The sequence below is a fragment of the Cryobacterium sp. TMT2-15-1 genome (genome assembly GCF_004402345.1).
Classification (GTDB): Bacteria; Actinomycetota; Actinomycetes; order Actinomycetales; family Microbacteriaceae; genus Cryobacterium; species Cryobacterium sandaracinum.
The window spans coordinates 1-14,386 of record NZ_SOGD01000003.1 but is presented as its reverse complement, the minus strand read 5'-3'; the positions used below and the strand labels follow the sequence as shown (position 1 = coordinate 14,386).

The 14,386-nt window shown below is 68.4% G+C and carries 17 protein-coding genes; 3 read left to right on the top strand and 14 right to left on the bottom strand.

Translation table 11 applies throughout. The features are described 5' to 3' along the window. Positions 1-89: 89 nt before the first annotated feature. The 12 genes from panC to tilS all read right to left on the bottom strand — a co-directional run bounded on the left by panC (position 90) and on the right by tilS (position 10,313). Complete coding sequence (panC, locus tag E3O62_RS00215; RefSeq protein ID WP_134397143.1) at positions 90-1,022, bottom strand: pantoate--beta-alanine ligase; 933 nt, start codon at positions 1,020-1,022, stop codon at positions 90-92. After that, entirely contained in the window at positions 1,019-1,777 is a 759-nt protein-coding gene (locus E3O62_RS00210; protein ID WP_134397142.1) for a Rossmann-like and DUF2520 domain-containing protein, read from the bottom strand. Before E3O62_RS00210 ends, panC begins: the two co-directional genes overlap by 4 nt. Beyond that, positions 1,774-3,402, bottom strand: coding sequence for a PH domain-containing protein (locus E3O62_RS00205; RefSeq protein ID WP_134397141.1), 1,629 nt, complete (start codon positions 3,400-3,402; stop codon positions 1,774-1,776). The genes E3O62_RS00210 and E3O62_RS00205 overlap by 4 nt, the downstream gene beginning before the upstream one ends. Beyond that, a complete protein-coding gene (locus E3O62_RS00200) occupies positions 3,399-3,926 on the bottom strand; it encodes a PH domain-containing protein (protein WP_104102447.1) in 528 nt (175 codons plus the stop codon). Before E3O62_RS00200 ends, E3O62_RS00205 begins: the two co-directional genes overlap by 4 nt. Continuing rightward, on the bottom strand, positions 3,889-4,359 hold the full coding sequence (locus E3O62_RS00195) for a DUF3180 domain-containing protein (protein WP_134395380.1): 471 nt from the start codon (positions 4,357-4,359) through the stop codon (positions 3,889-3,891). Before E3O62_RS00195 ends, E3O62_RS00200 begins: the two co-directional genes overlap by 38 nt. After that, positions 4,356-4,880, bottom strand: coding sequence for a 2-amino-4-hydroxy-6-hydroxymethyldihydropteridine diphosphokinase (gene folK / locus E3O62_RS00190; RefSeq protein ID WP_134397140.1), 525 nt, complete (start codon positions 4,878-4,880; stop codon positions 4,356-4,358). The genes E3O62_RS00195 and folK overlap by 4 nt, the downstream gene beginning before the upstream one ends. After that, positions 4,877-5,242 (bottom strand): dihydroneopterin aldolase, encoded by a 366-nt coding sequence (gene folB / locus E3O62_RS00185; RefSeq protein WP_134397139.1) that lies wholly within the window; start codon positions 5,240-5,242, stop codon positions 4,877-4,879. The genes folK and folB overlap by 4 nt, the downstream gene beginning before the upstream one ends. Further along, the gene (gene folP, locus E3O62_RS00180; protein WP_134397158.1) at positions 5,239-6,033 is read right to left on the bottom strand and encodes a dihydropteroate synthase; all 795 of its coding nucleotides are present in this window, start codon (positions 6,031-6,033) and stop codon (positions 5,239-5,241) included. Before folP ends, folB begins: the two co-directional genes overlap by 4 nt. Positions 6,034-6,053: 20 nt before the next feature. After that, a complete protein-coding gene (gene folE, locus E3O62_RS00175; RefSeq protein WP_134397138.1) occupies positions 6,054-6,623 on the bottom strand; it encodes a GTP cyclohydrolase I in 570 nt (189 codons plus the stop codon). A gap of 8 nt (positions 6,624-6,631) precedes the next feature. After that, on the bottom strand, positions 6,632-8,641 hold the full coding sequence (ftsH, locus tag E3O62_RS00170; protein ID WP_134395384.1) for an ATP-dependent zinc metalloprotease FtsH: 2,010 nt from the start codon (positions 8,639-8,641) through the stop codon (positions 6,632-6,634). 66 nt (positions 8,642-8,707) lie between these two features. Next, entirely contained in the window at positions 8,708-9,259 is a 552-nt protein-coding gene (gene hpt, locus E3O62_RS00165) for a hypoxanthine phosphoribosyltransferase (protein ID WP_104169606.1), read from the bottom strand. Next, positions 9,240-10,313: a tRNA lysidine(34) synthetase TilS gene (gene tilS / locus E3O62_RS00160; protein WP_134397137.1), complete on the bottom strand. Its 1,074-nt coding sequence runs from the start codon at positions 10,311-10,313 to the stop codon at positions 9,240-9,242. The genes hpt and tilS overlap by 20 nt, the downstream gene beginning before the upstream one ends. A gap of 45 nt (positions 10,314-10,358) precedes the next feature. Here tilS and E3O62_RS00155 point away from each other — a divergent pair, with 45 nt between their 5' ends. Continuing rightward, a complete protein-coding gene (locus tag E3O62_RS00155; protein ID WP_104102469.1) occupies positions 10,359-10,850 on the top strand; it encodes an inorganic diphosphatase in 492 nt (163 codons plus the stop codon). Positions 10,851-11,120: 270 nt separating this feature from the next. Here E3O62_RS00155 and E3O62_RS00150 read toward each other — a convergent pair whose 3' ends face one another. Next, positions 11,121-11,405, bottom strand: coding sequence for a MarR family transcriptional regulator (locus E3O62_RS00150; protein ID WP_134395386.1), 285 nt, complete (start codon positions 11,403-11,405; stop codon positions 11,121-11,123). A gap of 134 nt (positions 11,406-11,539) precedes the next feature. On the opposite strand from E3O62_RS00150, the gene E3O62_RS00145 reads away from it, so the two are divergent. Next, positions 11,540-12,919 carry a proton-conducting transporter membrane subunit gene (locus E3O62_RS00145; RefSeq protein ID WP_166786380.1) on the top strand — a complete coding sequence of 460 codons (1,380 nt, stop codon included), beginning with the start codon at positions 11,540-11,542 and terminating at the stop codon, positions 12,917-12,919. A gap of 111 nt (positions 12,920-13,030) precedes the next feature. Then, positions 13,031-13,807 carry a putative inorganic carbon transporter subunit DabA gene (locus tag E3O62_RS00140; protein WP_134397135.1) on the top strand — a complete coding sequence of 259 codons (777 nt, stop codon included), beginning with the start codon at positions 13,031-13,033 and terminating at the stop codon, positions 13,805-13,807. 83 nt (positions 13,808-13,890) lie between these two features. On the opposite strand, the gene E3O62_RS00135 is transcribed toward E3O62_RS00140, so the two are convergent. After that, positions 13,891-14,386 (bottom strand): C40 family peptidase (locus E3O62_RS00135; protein WP_166786379.1); only part of this gene is annotated, 496 nt, incomplete at its 5' end.

The window sequence follows — 14,386 nt, the reverse complement described above, 5'->3', positions numbered from 1 at the left end:
CCCGCGCGTGCTCATTGATGTGACGACGTGTTGATGAAAGGTCGGGCTGGTGAGGGTCTGGCTGGTGACGGTCGTGCGGGTGGTGCGACCTAGGGAAGGTCCAGGGCCACGTTGTCGATCAGCCGGGTGTGACCGACCAGCGCGGCGACCAGCATGCGGGCCGGGCCGTGATGCTCACCCCCGACCGGAAGGAAGGTCTGGGGGTCGACGACAACGAGATAGTCCAGTTTAACCAGCGGCTGCACGTCGATCCGCGCGTGGGCGGCCTGCAGTGCGGCGCCGACCCCCTGGGCGGCGACGGATGCTGCGGCCTCGAGCCCCGCGGACAGCGCCCGGGCTGCGGCGCGCTGCGCCGGTTCGAGAGCGCGGTTGCGGCTGGAGAGGGCGAGGCCGCCGTCTTCGCGCACGATCGGGACGATCTCGATGCGGGTGCGGAAGTCGAGGTCGGCCAGCATCCGTTCAACCAGGAAGACCTGCTGCGCGTCTTTCTGGCCGAACACGGCCACGTCGGGGCCGACGATGTTGAACAGCTTCGCGACCACCGTCAGCATGCCGTCGAAATGCCCGGGGCGCGCAGCGCCCTCGAAGAGGCTGCCGACCGCGCCGGCGACAACCCGGGTGGAAGCGGCGCCGTCCGGGTACATCAGCTGGCTGGTTGGCGCGAATACGAACGGCACACCCTCAGCGGCAAGAGCCGCGACATCGGCCTCGAGCATGCGCGGGTAGCTGCCGAGATCTTCCCCGACCCCGAATTGCAGCGGGTTGACGAAGATCGACACCACGACGATGTCGCCGAGGCTGCGGCCCCGGCGCACCAGGGCCAGGTGCCCGGCGTGCAGGGCCCCCATGGTCGGGACCAACACGACGCGGGGGGTGCCGCCGGCCTCGCCACGCTCGGCGCGCTCGCTCTCGATGCGGCTCTGCGCGTCGGTCAGGCGGCTCCGCAGTTCCTCGATGGTGCCGATGACTTCTGGTTTGGTGAGCACGTTCACTCGTCCTCCGGTGTGTTGCGGTTGTGTCATTCGTCGAAATCGTCCTGGGCGCGGGTGTCGAGCGACTCCAGTTCGTCGAGCTGGGAGAGGTCGAGGCGGTCGGGGCTGGTGCGGGCCAGCGCGTTCTCCATGGCGGAGCGCATCAGCGGCGCGATCACCGCTCCGGGGTGCTCGATACCGATGCCGGCCAGCAGCCCGGTGGCCTGCTCCACGATCGAGGTGGAGAACGCCGTGGCGGTGGCAACGGCCTCGGCATAGGCAGCCCGGTCGGCCTCCGCGACGATCACGGGCTCGCCGCCCATCTCCACGACCAGCGCCTGCCCGATCGGCAGCACCGGTGTGGGCGCCGTCACCGCGAAGTAGCTGTCGGCGAGGCGGGCCAGGTCGATGCTGGTGCCGGTGAAGCTCATGGCCGGGTGGATGGCCAGCGGGATCGCGCCACCGGCCAGCGCCGGGGCCAGCACCGCGGTGCCGAACCGGGCCGAGGTGTGCAACACAAGCTGGCCGGCCTGCCAGGTTCCGGTGGCCGCGAGCCCGCTGATGAGGCTCTCGAGCTGGGCGTCGGGGACGGCGATGATGACCAGTTCGCTGCGCTCGACGATCTCGGGAACGGTGAGGATGGGCGCGCCCGGAAGAATCGCCTCGGCCCGGTCGCGGCTGGACTGCGAGATGGCGGAGATCCCGACGATCGCGTGGCCCGCGCCGGCGAGGGCGGCGCCGAGGATGGGGCCGACCCGGCCAGCACCGATGATGCCGATTCCGAGCCGTCCGGGACGCGGTGTCATTCGGTGACTCCGTTCGGTTTTTTCCAGGTGGGTTGGGCCGCGGTCGGCTGGCCGTGGATCGGCTGGCCCTGGATCGGCTGGTCCTGGATCGGCTGGTTCCAGTGGTGGCTGGTGTCGGACTGGGCCGACACGATGGCCCCGGAGGCGATCCGGTCGAAGAAAACCAAGGCCTCTGCGGCGGCCACCACTCCGAGGTAGGCGGACACCGGCCCGGCGACGGTGTGCAGCCGGGCGGAGGCGAGGCGCAGCATCCGGGTCACAGGGCCCTGCGAGATGGCGACGCTCTGCAACCGGGCCAGCGGCACCAGCACCAGCTCCCGCGAGATCACGCCGCGCCGGAGCAGGGCGATGCCGCCCACGACGGTGTAGCCGGTGCGGCGCCACGAGAACGGATGCAGCCAGGCAGCCCGGCGCGGCGCGTTCGTGAAGCCGTCGTCACCGCCCTTCGAGCGGAGGCCCCGTTCGATCAGGGCCTGCTGCTCCGCCGAGTCGAACCCGGGCAGGATCAATTCGAGCACCCGGGCGACGTCGGCGAGCGTGCCCACCGGGAGGGTTGTGGTGTTGGCCTCGCCGGCGGCACCCTGGGTGCTGGAGTGACCGGCCGTGTTGATGCGCACCTGCCACCAGCCGAACGGGCGCCAGAGCAACGGCTGCGAGACACCGATCGCGTGGATCCGGCCCGGCGGCAGGGTCTCGTTGCTCGTGGTGAGCAGCCCGAAGCCGACCCGCACGCCGTCGGGGGTGCCGGCGATGCTGTAGCGCAGCGACTTGGTGACCCGGGTGAAATAGAAGCTGACGCTGCCGATCAGGGTAGGGATGAAGGCTACGAGCAGCCAGTCGCTGCCGCCGGCGGTCACGCTGACGATCAGGGCGATTCCGGAGAGCACGACGAAGACCGTGAAGCCGCTGAACACGACGGATCCGATCAGCCGCCCGGGCGGAATCCGCACCACCGATTCCGGCGGGGCGGCGTCGGGGTCCAGCTCGGGCGCGAAGAGGTCGCGGGCCCGGTCGGCGACGGCGGTCGCGGGAGAGTGGGGTGACGCGGGAGCGAGACCGGGACGGGAGGCCTGGGCCAGTGCGGCATCCGGGGCGGAAATGGGCTGCTGCCGCAGTCCGGACGCGAGGCGAAGGATGTCCCGTCGCAGCTGGTCCGCCAGGGTCGAACCCAGGTAGGCCAGTTGCACATTGGCGTCCTGACCGGCCACGCTGACTTCGAGCTTCGCGGCGCCGATCAGGCGAGGGATGAACGGGCGCACGATGTTGACGCCCTGGATTCTGTCGAGGCGGGCCCGGCGGTTGCTGCGGAAGAGCATCCCGCTGCGCACCTCGACAACCTCCCCGGTGACCCGGAACGTGTGCATGCGCCAGGACAGGTAGAAGACCACCAGGATCAGCACAAGCACGACCGCGACCGCGATCAGCGCCCAGCCGACGACGCCGCGCTCGAGGATCGCGTCAATCGGGTCCCCGCCGTATCTCGGCACCCCGAAGAAGACGTCGATCAGCCGCTCGCGGAGGTTGGCGATGATGAAGCCGAGAACGGCGACGATGAAGATGCCGCCGCGCAGCAGTGGGCTGGCCGGATGCAGCCGGTGCCATTCCCCGTCGGCGAGCGTGGTCACAGCCCGGCCCGGCGACTCTCGGCCAGCTCCACGAGCCGGTCGCGCAGGCTCTCCGCGTCAGCCTCGGCGAGCCCCGGGATGAGCACCCCCGACGAGGCCGCCGCGGTCACGAATTTGAGGTCGGCCAGACCCAGCCAGCGCGCGATCGGGCCGCGCGTGATATCGACCAGCTGCATCCGCCCGTAAGGAACGGACACGAACCGGGTGAACATGATGCCCCGGCGGAAGAGCAGGTCGTCGCGTCGCAGCTGATAGCCGATGGCCCGCACCCGGCGCGGTTCGAAGGCGACACTGGCCCCGGTGATCAACACGATCGCGCCGATCACGTAGAGCGCCCACTGCACGTCGAGGAGCAGCCACACCGCCGCGGCCATGGCCGTGAGCACCAGCCCGAAGACGATCGTGCCGACCGTCTCCACCACCACATAACGCGGGGAGACGCGCTTCCACTCCTCCACGTCGGGGAGGTCCAGTCCTACAGCCGCGTCAGGCACGCACTTCTCCCTGCTCTTGATCGTCGTCATCGGGGGGAAGCGTGCAGAAGTGCTCGGCCACCAGCCCCAGGGTCAGGAGGATCCCGGCGCCTACCGCCGTCCCGATTGCAGGCCATAACGATGTTACCGCCGGCACGACCGAGCGGGTCAGGATGTAGAGCACGATTCCCAGTCCGCCGCCGAGAAGCAGCGCCCCGCTCAGCGCCGACGCCTTCGCCAGCAGTGCCACCCGGATGGCCAGGAACGGGTTGACGTGTTTCCGCACCGAGCCGCGAATGGCCTGACGGATCGGCCAGGCCAGCGCCAGGACGCCGATCCCGATCGCGATCAGCGCGATCGGCAGGGTGGCCGGGGGCAGGAACATCGCCGAGCCGCCGGACGCGGCGGCCAGCTCGAGCAGGAACACGACGACCAGGCCGGCCAGACCCAGGGCGATCAGCGCCGACGGCTGCGTACGTTTCACCGGCTGCCGCCCGCGGACGGCAGTGCGGGGTACCGCTGCACGGTGGTGTTGATCGCGCCGAGCAGCGCGCGCACCGGGCCGCGGCCCGGCAGCACGGCGGCCGGGTCGAGGTCCAACCACGGGGCCAGCACGAAGTCGCGCTCGGCGGCCCGCTGGTGCGGGATGGTCAGGCGCTCGTCGTGCAGCGAGGCCGTTCCGAAGACGATGATGTCGATGTCGAGGGTGCGGTCGCCCCAACGTTCGACCCGGACCCGACCGTGGTCCTTCTCGATGGCGTTCACTGCGTCGAGCAGGGTGTGCGGGTGCCCGGTGTAACGGATGCCGACCACCAGGTTCAGATAGCGCGGTGCCTCGTCGTCGACGCCGCCGACCTTCACCGCGGCGGACTCGTAGACCGGGGAAACGCCGGTCAGCTCGAGCCCGGGCTCCTGTTCCAGCGCGTCGATCGCCGCGGTGAGGGTGGCCATGCGGTCGCCGAGATTGCTGCCCAGGGCGAGCAGCGCCGGGGTCCCGTCTGTCATGCGCGCGTCCGCAGGATCTGCACCGCGACATCCGTGAACGGTACGGAGATCGGTGCCTGTGGTTTGTGCACCGTCACCTGCACCGTGTCGGCGGCGTCGTGCGCCAGCACCGCGGCGGCGATGCGCTCGGCGACGGTTTCGATCAGGTCGACCGGGTTGTGCCGGGCAGCATCCGTCACCTCCACGGCGAGCTCGCCGTAGTGGATGGTCTGCGTCACATCGTCGCTCGCGGCGGCACGCCGCAGGTCGAGCCAAACCGTCACGTCGATGACGAAGTCCTGTCCGTTCTCCCGCTCGAAGTCGTAGACGCCGTGGTGCGCGTTGACCCGCAGGCCGGTGAGCGTGATGGAGTCGCTTCTCATTGTCCCATTCTGGCGGAATCCGCCAGTGCCAGCACATTCAGCGCCGTTCGCGTCGCCGCGACGTCGTGTACGCGCACCGCCCAGGCGCCGGCCTGCGCGGCCAGCACGCTGACCACGGCGGTCGGCAGATCGCGTTCCAGCACGCCCGCGTCGGCCGGGAGCACCCCGGCGAGGAACCGCTTGCGAGAGGCACCGACCATGACCGGGAACCCCAGGTCGGCGAAGACGTCCAGGTGGGCCAGCAAACGCCAGTTGTGCTCGGGCAGCTTCGAGAAGCCGAGCCCCGGGTCAAGAACGATCTTCTCCGGCGGCAGGCCAGCCGCGGTGAGCAGGTCGACCCGCGCGACCAGCTCGGCCCGCACCTCGGCCACGACGTCGCCATAGACAGCGAGGTCGTCCATCGTCGGAGCGTGCGCCCGCCAGTGCATGGCGACGTAGGTCAGCCCGCTGCGTGCGGCGATGGATGCCATCAGCGGGTCCGCCAGGCCGCCGGAGACGTCGTTGATGATCTGCGCCCCGGCGGCGGCCGCGGCGGCCGCGGTGCTCGAATTGAGAGTGTCGACACTGATCGAGAGCCCCTGCCGGGCGAGTTCGCTGATCACCGGGAGCACCCGGGACTGCTCCTCGGCGGGCGCGACCCGGCCGGCGCCGGGGCGCGTGGACTCGCCGCCCACGTCGATCAGGTCGGCTCCCTGGGACTGCAGGTCGAGGGCGTGGATGATCGCGGCATCCGTCGACGCCCACCGGCCGCCGTCGCTGAAGGAATCCGGTGTGACGTTGAGCACCCCCATGATCAGGGTGCGCGGCCGGGTCACCGGCCGGAGCCGATCAGGGCCATGATCTCGGCGCGTTTCACGGGTTCGGCGAGGGACCCGCGGCTGGCCATCGTGACGGTCGAGCTGGCGGTCTGGCGCGAACCGCGGGCGGTCACGCAGCCGTGCACGGCGTCGAGCACGACCAGTACGCCGAGCGGGGCGAGCCCGATTTGGAGCGCCTCGGCGATCTCCTCGGTCAGGCGTTCCTGCATCTGGGGCCGGGCGGCGATCGTGTCGACGACGGCCGGCAGCTTGCCCAGACCCACGACCCGTTCGTTCGGCACGTAGGCAAGGTGGGCGATGCCGAGGAAGGGCAACAGGTGATGTTCGCAGACGGAGCGGAAGGCGATGTCGCGCAGGAGCACCAGTTCACCCGTGTGCGGGCCCACCGGGATCGTGTCGCGCAAGTGGTCGACCGGGTCCACCGCCATCCCGGCGAAGAACTCACCGTAGGACTCGGCCACTCGGCGAGGGGTCGCCCTGAGGCCCGGACGGACGGGATCTTCGCCGATTGCGGCGAGGATCTCGGCGACCGCGGCTTCGATCCGCACCCTGTCCACTGCCACCCGGGGGCCTACGCGGTGGCGGGGCGAGGGGTACGGGCCGGAGTGCGGGCCGGAGTGCTCGCGGCGGTCTCGCCAGCGGCACTGCCATCGGCGACACCGCTCTCGATGAGGGCTTTGGGAGTCGGCATCGCGATGGGCGGCAGGTCGGAGACCGGACGCTTGTCACTGGACAGCCACTGCGGACGCGGGGGCAGCTTGACGACGCCCGTGAAGAGCGCGGCCAGCGCGTGCTGGTCGAGCGTCTCGTGCTCGAGCAGCTCGGCGGCCAGTTCGTCGAGGATGGCCCGGTTCGTGATCAGCACCTGGTAGGCCTCGTCATGCGCGTCTTCAAGCAGCTGGCGCACTTCGGCGTCGACGCTTTCGGCGACCCGCTCGGAGTAGTCCCGCTGGTGGCCCATGTCGCGGCCGAGGAAGACCTCACCGGAACCCTGCCCGAGCTTGAGCGGGCCGACGGCCGAACTCATGCCGAACTCGGTGACCATCTTGCGCGCGGTGGAAGTGGCCTTCTCAATGTCGTTCGAGGCGCCGGTGGTCGGGTCGTGGAAGATGATCTCCTCGGCCACCCGCCCGCCCATGGCGTAGGCGAGCTGGTCGAGCAGTTCGTTGCGGGTGACGGAGTAGCGGTCTTCGACCGGCATCACCATCGTGTAGCCGAGGGCGCGGCCACGGGGCAGGATCGTGATCTTGGTGACCGGGTCGGTGTTGCGCATCGCGGTCGCCACGAGCGCGTGGCCGCCCTCGTGGTACGCGGTGATCAGCTTCTCTTTGTCTCGCATGACACGGCTGCGGCGCTGCGGGCCGGCCATCACGCGGTCGACGGCCTCGTCGAGGGCGCGATTGTCGATCAGCTGCGCGTTGGAACGCGCGGTGAGCAGCGCGGCCTCGTTGAGAACGTTGGCCAGATCGGCGCCGGTGAAGCCGGGCGTCTTGCGCGCCAGCACCTCGAGGTCGACGCCGGGAGCCATCGGCTTGCCCTTGGAGTGCACCTCCAGGATGCGCTTACGACCGAGCATGTCGGGCGCGTCCACGCCGATTTGACGGTCGAAGCGGCCGGGGCGCAGCAGCGCCGGGTCGAGGATGTCGGGCCGGTTGGTGGCCGCGATGAGAATGACGTTCGCCTTGACGTCGAAGCCGTCCATCTCGACCAGCAGCTGGTTAAGGGTCTGCTCGCGCTCGTCGTGCCCGCCGCCCATACCGGCTCCGCGGTGACGGCCGACGGCGTCGATCTCATCGATGAAGATGATGGCCGGGGCGTTTTCCTTGGCCTGCTGGAACAGGTCGCGCACGCGGCTGGCGCCGACGCCGACGAACATTTCCACGAAGTCGGAGCCTGAGATCGCGTAGAACGGCACGCTGGCCTCGCCAGCGACGGCCCGGGCGAGGAGCGTCTTTCCGGTTCCGGGAGGGCCGTAGAGCAGAACGCCCTTGGGGATGCGTGCCCCGACGGCCTGGAACTTCGCCGGCTCCTTGAGGAACTCCTTGATCTCCTCGAGCTCCTCGATGGCCTCGTCGGCGCCCGCGACATCCGCGAACGTCACCTGGGGGCTCTCCTTGGATACCAGCTTGGCCTTCGACTTGCCGAACTGCATCACCTTGTTGCCGCCGCCCTGCATGCCGGCGAGCATGAACCAGAAGAACGCGCCGATCAGGAGCAGGGGCAGCATGATGCCGAGCAGCGACAGGAACCAGCTGGACTTCGGCACCTCGTCGGTGAAGCCGTCGGCCGGATTGGCAGTGGTGACGGCCGTGATGACCTCTTCGCCGCGCGGGGCGACGTAGTAGAACTGGACCTCGCTACCGAGGTCCTTATCCGCCTTGGTCAGGGTGAGATCGACGCGCTGCTCACCGTCGACGATCGTGGCCTCGGAGACCTTCCCGTCTTTCAGGAACTCCAGTCCCTGTTGGGTCGGAATCTCTTTGAATCCCGACATGGTAATGAGACTCGACCCTACCCACACAGCAACAATCGCCAGGAGAATGTAGAGGAGCGGCCCGCGCAGTAGCTTCTTGACGTTCATCGTGGTCACAGGCTACCGTGACCGCGCTGGACGAAGACCGTGTGTTCGCCCAAAGCGCTACCAGGCTCAGCTGTAAATGTGCGGAGCGAGAACGCCCACCGAGCGCAGGTTGCGGTAGCGTTCGTCGAAGTCGAGACCGTAGCCCACGACGAACTGGTTCGGGATGTCGAAACCGAGGTATTTCACGTCGATGTCGACGCGAGCGGCATCCGGCTTACGTAGCAGGGCGCAGATTTCAACGGATTCCGGACCGCGAGACTTCAGGTTGGACAGCAGCCACGAGAGCGTCAGACCGGAGTCGATGATGTCCTCGACGATGAGCACGTTGCGGCCGTGCAGGTCGGTGTCGAGGTCCTTCAGGATGCGCACGACGCCGCTGGACTGCGTGCCGGACCCGTAGGAGCTGACCGCCATCCAGTCCATCGTGATCGGGTGCACGAGTTCGCGCGCCAGATCGGCCATGACCATGACCGCTCCCTTGAGCACGCCGACCAGCAACAGATCCTTGCCGGCATAGTCCGCCTCGATCAGGCGGCACAGCTCTGCGAGCCGGGTGCGGATCTGCTCCTCCTCGATCAGAATCTCGGTGAGGTCGCCTTCAATGTCGCGGGGTTCCATGGGAGCGGGAGGGTCCTTTGCTCGGGGCGTGTCCAGGCGCGGTGAAAATCAGCCAACCGTCCTGCCGTACAACTCTAATGCCTGGCAGGTCTAGCGGCTTCTGCCCGTGCCAGTCGGTGACCAGGCGCAGCACGGCCAGCGTGTGCACGCGTTCCAGGGACACCCCGAACTCCCGTTCGACCGAGAACCGGATGATCCGCTGGCGCACCGCGGGCGGATTCGCCTCCAGCCGGCTCGCGTCCAGCCGGATTCCGGCGCCGTCGGCAGGGTCGCTGAGCGGTTCGCTCAGCTGCTCGCTGAGACCACGGGCCAGGTCGTCGAGCGCGCTCGAGTCCTCGCGCAGCTGCCCGGCCGTGCGCACGAGCGCTTCGGCCACGCCGGGCCCCAGCTCCCGCTCGAGTGCGGGCAGCACGGTCTGGCGTACCCGCACCCGCTGGAAGCGGGGGTCGTCGTTGTGCGGGTCCTGCCAGGGGTGCAGGCCGGCATCCACGCAGAATTGCCGGGTCCGGGCGCGACGGATGCCCAGCAGCGGCCGCAGAATCGGCCCGCCGACCGGCTTCATTCCTCGCAGGCTTGTGGGGCCCGATCCCCGGGCAAGGCCGAGTAGCACGGTCTCGGCCTGATCGTCGAGAGTGTGCCCGAGGAGGATGTGGCTCGCGCCGGTCTCCCGCCGCGCCTGGTCGAAGGCCGCGTACCGAGCGGTGCGGGCGGAGGCCTCCGGACCGCCGGCATCCGTGCCGTGGTCGACCGTGACCCGAAGAACGAGAACCGGGTCGAGGCCGAGTTCCCGCGCCTGCCCCGCCGCGGCCGCCGCGACGCCGGCCGAACCGTCCTGCAGGGCGTGGTCGACGATGACCGCCCCGGCGCGCAGGCCCGCGCGCGGCGCCTCGAAAGCCGTGGCTGCGGCCAGGGCGAGCGAGTCGGCTCCCCCGCTGAGGCCGACCAGCACCAGGCGGCCGCCGCGGGCCGGCCCGGCCTCGATGAGCAGGGTGCGAACATGGCGGCGCACATCGGCGATCGCCGGGGTGAGCCTCGGGCGGCGTGGGGACTCCATCCAGTAACGTTATCGACAGACTGTGAACAAGGGAGAGACCAGGCCATGGCCGCATACGACGCAGTAATCGAAATCCCTCGCGGGAGCCGCAACAAATACGAAGTCGATCACGAGACCGGGCGGGTGTACCTGGACCGGGTTCTCTACACGAGCTTCGTGTACCCGACCGACTACGGCTTCTTCGAGAACACCCTGGGACTCGACGGCGACCCGGTCGACGTCCTGGTCCTGATCGAGTTTCCGCTGTTCCCAGGGGTCGGCCTGTCGGTTCGCCCGGTCGGCGTGTTCAATATGACGGATGATGGCGGCTCAGACGCGAAGGTCATCGCGGTTCCCGCCGGCGACCCGCGCTGGGACTATATCCAGGACGTCACCGACATCCCGGAGTACACCCGCAAGGAGATCGAGCACTTTTTCGAGCACTACAAAGACCTCGAACCCGGCAAATGGGTCAAGACCGAGGGCTGGGGCGACGCCGCGGAGGCCGACCAGATCGTGCGCGACGGCCTCACGAAACTGGCGGAAGAGGGCCACTAAGACGCGTCACCTGTAGTCCGGTGAGGGTTTTCGGCAGACTCGACCCGTGCCCCGTGGTGCCGTGCGGGCGGGCGGGCGTGAGTGCGGGCCGCCGGGACTCGTCCCGGGCCTAGATCACGCGCAGACCGGAGATCATCCCGCCGATGTCCCGCCACACCATGCCCTCAATTGGCAGGGATGTCGATGAAGGCAGGTGTGGTGGTGGCCAAGCCCGCACGGCTCACGAGATACACACACCCCACTCTCGATCCTAGATAGACCGCGGACCTGTTACTGGTCACGGGTGTTGGCGAAGGTAGCAAGCAACTCCCCGATGCGATGATCGCGATCCAGAGGGTGCCGAAGCGGCATCGCCGTGTTGAGCCGGTAGGTGTTGCGGCGACCTTCGCGTTCGCGGTCCAGGTAGCCAGCTTCCTCCAGCTCGGTGACGATTCGTTGCGCCGCTCGCTCGGTGATGCCGACCTGAACGGCGACGTCGCGTAGCCGTACGTTCGGGTTATCCGCCACGCACAACAACACGTGGGCGTGATTGGTCAAAAACGTCCAGGTCGACATCTCTCGATTATCTCCCACCCGACGAGCCTCTTGACACACTCAAATCCCGACACTCAACATGTGCTATGTTTTTCCGGTTTTGTAAGGCGTGCTTTTGAGAGGCGCCGATGGTTGATTGGCTTGTAGTGGGTGGTATGACCCTGACGCCGTGGATCGCGGGGCTGAGCGCTGCGCTCCTCGGCTGGCCGGGGGTGAGCGGGGACAGGGTGGCCCGCCTTGCAGCGACTGTGGTCGGGTTCGGGTTCCTTGTGACTGTCGCGGTCGCTATCGCATCCGTTGCCGCACCACACCAAAGTGCGCAGGTGGTGTTCGGGTCTACCTCCGTGCACCTGGATACCCTGGCGTTGATTTTGTCGATGCTGGTGCTGGGACTCAGCGCACTGATCCAGGTCTTCGCGATTCGATACCTGCGCGGTGACCTTCGACAGGTCTGGTTTTTCGTCGCCGCCAATCTGCTCACCGGGTTCACCGTGTTGATGGTGTGCGCCGGGTCGGTGGCCCTGTTCACCGTGGCCTGGATCGGAGCCGGGGCGGCCCTCGTTGTTCTCCTGACGACCTATCGGCCGATTGCGCAGGCCCGGGACGGCGTCCGGCGCACCGGATCCCGGTTCCTGGTCGCCGATGCTGCCTTCCTGGTTCCTGTCGCCATCCTGCTGGTCACCGCCGGAGGAGACATTCCCCTGGATCATCTTGGTGTGGTCACGGAGTCGTTACCGGTGCCGCTCCAACTGAGCTGTGCTGCGCTGCTCGTGGTCTCGGCGTTAGCCCGCTCAAGCCCAGATTCCGTTCCAGGGCTGGTTACCGTTCACGCTGGCGGCCCCCACTCCGGTGTGGTCAACGCCGGCGCCATCCTGCTGATCCGATTCGCCCCGGCCATCGCGCCGCACCAGAGCGTCATGATCGGGGTGTTCGTGGCCGGCGCCGTGACGCTGGTCTACGCATCGGCGGTCCGCCTGGTCCGGCCGGATGTGAAGGGCCGGTTGGTGTTCTCAACGATGGCGCAGATGGGGTTCATGATCATGGCCTGCGGTTTGGGAGTGTTCGCGGCAGCAATCTTCCACCTGGTCGCCCACTCCCTATTCAAATCCACCCTCTCCCTCGGGGCCGGCATGGGTGTGCGCCACCACGCCGTCGACCGGGACCTCCCACCCCGACAGATCCAGTCGCCCTTCGCACTCGCCGCAGCCATGACGCTGTCGGTGCTGGTGCCGTTGGCGGCGTTGACTGCAGCCGAATGGGTGTTCTCCCCCACCGTGTCAACGGCCAGTGCCGCTCTGCTCGTGTTCGTTGCCGTGACCGCCAGCGTCACTTTGGGCACAGCCTTGAGCACCGACTTCACGCTTCGAACGCTTCTCACCGGTGCCGCGTCAATAGTGGTGCTGGCCTTCGGATACGTGGTCCTCCTGCAGATGTTTACAGCGGCATTGGATCCCGTGACAACCATCAACGCCGCCCCGCCTGGCTATGGCCCTGCCCGCCTTCGGCCTCATCGCGGTCCAACTGCTCTCCCGTAACCCACACCGGCTACTCCACCTCGGTGATCTCATTTACACCAGGACCGTGACGACCACCCTCCCCCGCCAGCCCGCTGTCCCCCGCCCGCCAGTGACCTCAGGAGTATTGTCATGAATTTAATTCTGCGCGCCCAGGTGGCCACGGCGGCCCATGACATCGTGCCGTCCTGGCCTGTGGAGTCTTTCATCGCCGTGAATCCTCTCGCGGGCCACGAACCCCGCCCATTCGAGACCGCCACCACCCCGGGCGTGGCGCTCACCCGATCCCGCGACGCCTACCTCAACGACGCCGACCGCGGCCCCATCGTCACTGCCGACCTCGAAGCCGCCCTCGCCCACCGTGTTCCCGAACTCGCCGAACAGCTCACGATCGCGGGGAAGAGCGTGTCCGTGGTGGGCGTGGCGGTCCGGGACATGAAGATCGCGCAGTGGAATTCTCCCGTCGCAACGCGGCCATCGGCACCCTGGCTGGACGAGTACCTGGCCACCTGGGTGTCGTCCTACCTGAACCCGGACCCGCTCTGGGCGATGCCCCACAGGCAGCACGGTTTCTACCAGGTGTGGCGAACTCTGGCCCGCCGGGACCCGTCACTCCACCGAACGGCCCGCACGGAGACACTTCGAACCGAGCTCCAATTCCTACCGGGCTGGGTCGGTCATATCAAGTGGAGGGCCGAGAAGATCGGTGACATCGAGCTGCTCTCCTACCTGGGCGTGAGATTGACCCTCCAAGCCGTCCTCGACGTGACACCCCTCCCGGCGCCGCGCGGGCCCGTCTTTGCCGAGGAGGCGCAGACGACCCTTGTGCACCGGGCCGAACACATTGCCCGATCGATCGGTGGCAGTCGAGTCAACCGAGAAGAGATCTCGGCAGTGAGACTGTCCTGAGCGCGATCGTGGTGTGGTGACACGAATTCGCAGACACGCCCGAGATGCCCACGCACCAGACAACCCGGTGATCGTTTCGCCGGTCAGCCGGGTCGGCCCACGTAGGGAGCCACGTCGCCGGCAGACCAGATGCCATGGATGCGCACGGGCGAGGACGGGTTCGGGGCCTCGAGGATCTTGCCGCCGCCCACGTAGATAGCCACATGGTAGTAGTCGCCGCCCCCACCCCAGAATACGAGGTCGCCGCGCTGAGCTTGACTGAAGGGAACCAGGCGACCCTCGTTGGCCATGGTGCGGTACTGGTTCGTGGCCGAGTGCGAGCCAATGTAAATGCCCGCCGCCGCGTAGGCGGCCTTGGTCAGCCCCGAGCAGTCCCAGACGTTCGGCCCGGAGCCGCCGAGCACGTAGCGGTCGCCGAGCTGCTGGGTGGCGAATGACAGCGCCGTGTCGACCGCTCCGGCTCTCGGGGCCGGGGCCGCGGGGGCCGGAGCCGCAGGGGCCGCGGGGGCCGGAGCCGCAGGAGCTGCCGGGGCAGCTGGGGCCGGAGCCGCAGGGGCTGCCGGGGCTGCCGGCTGGGCC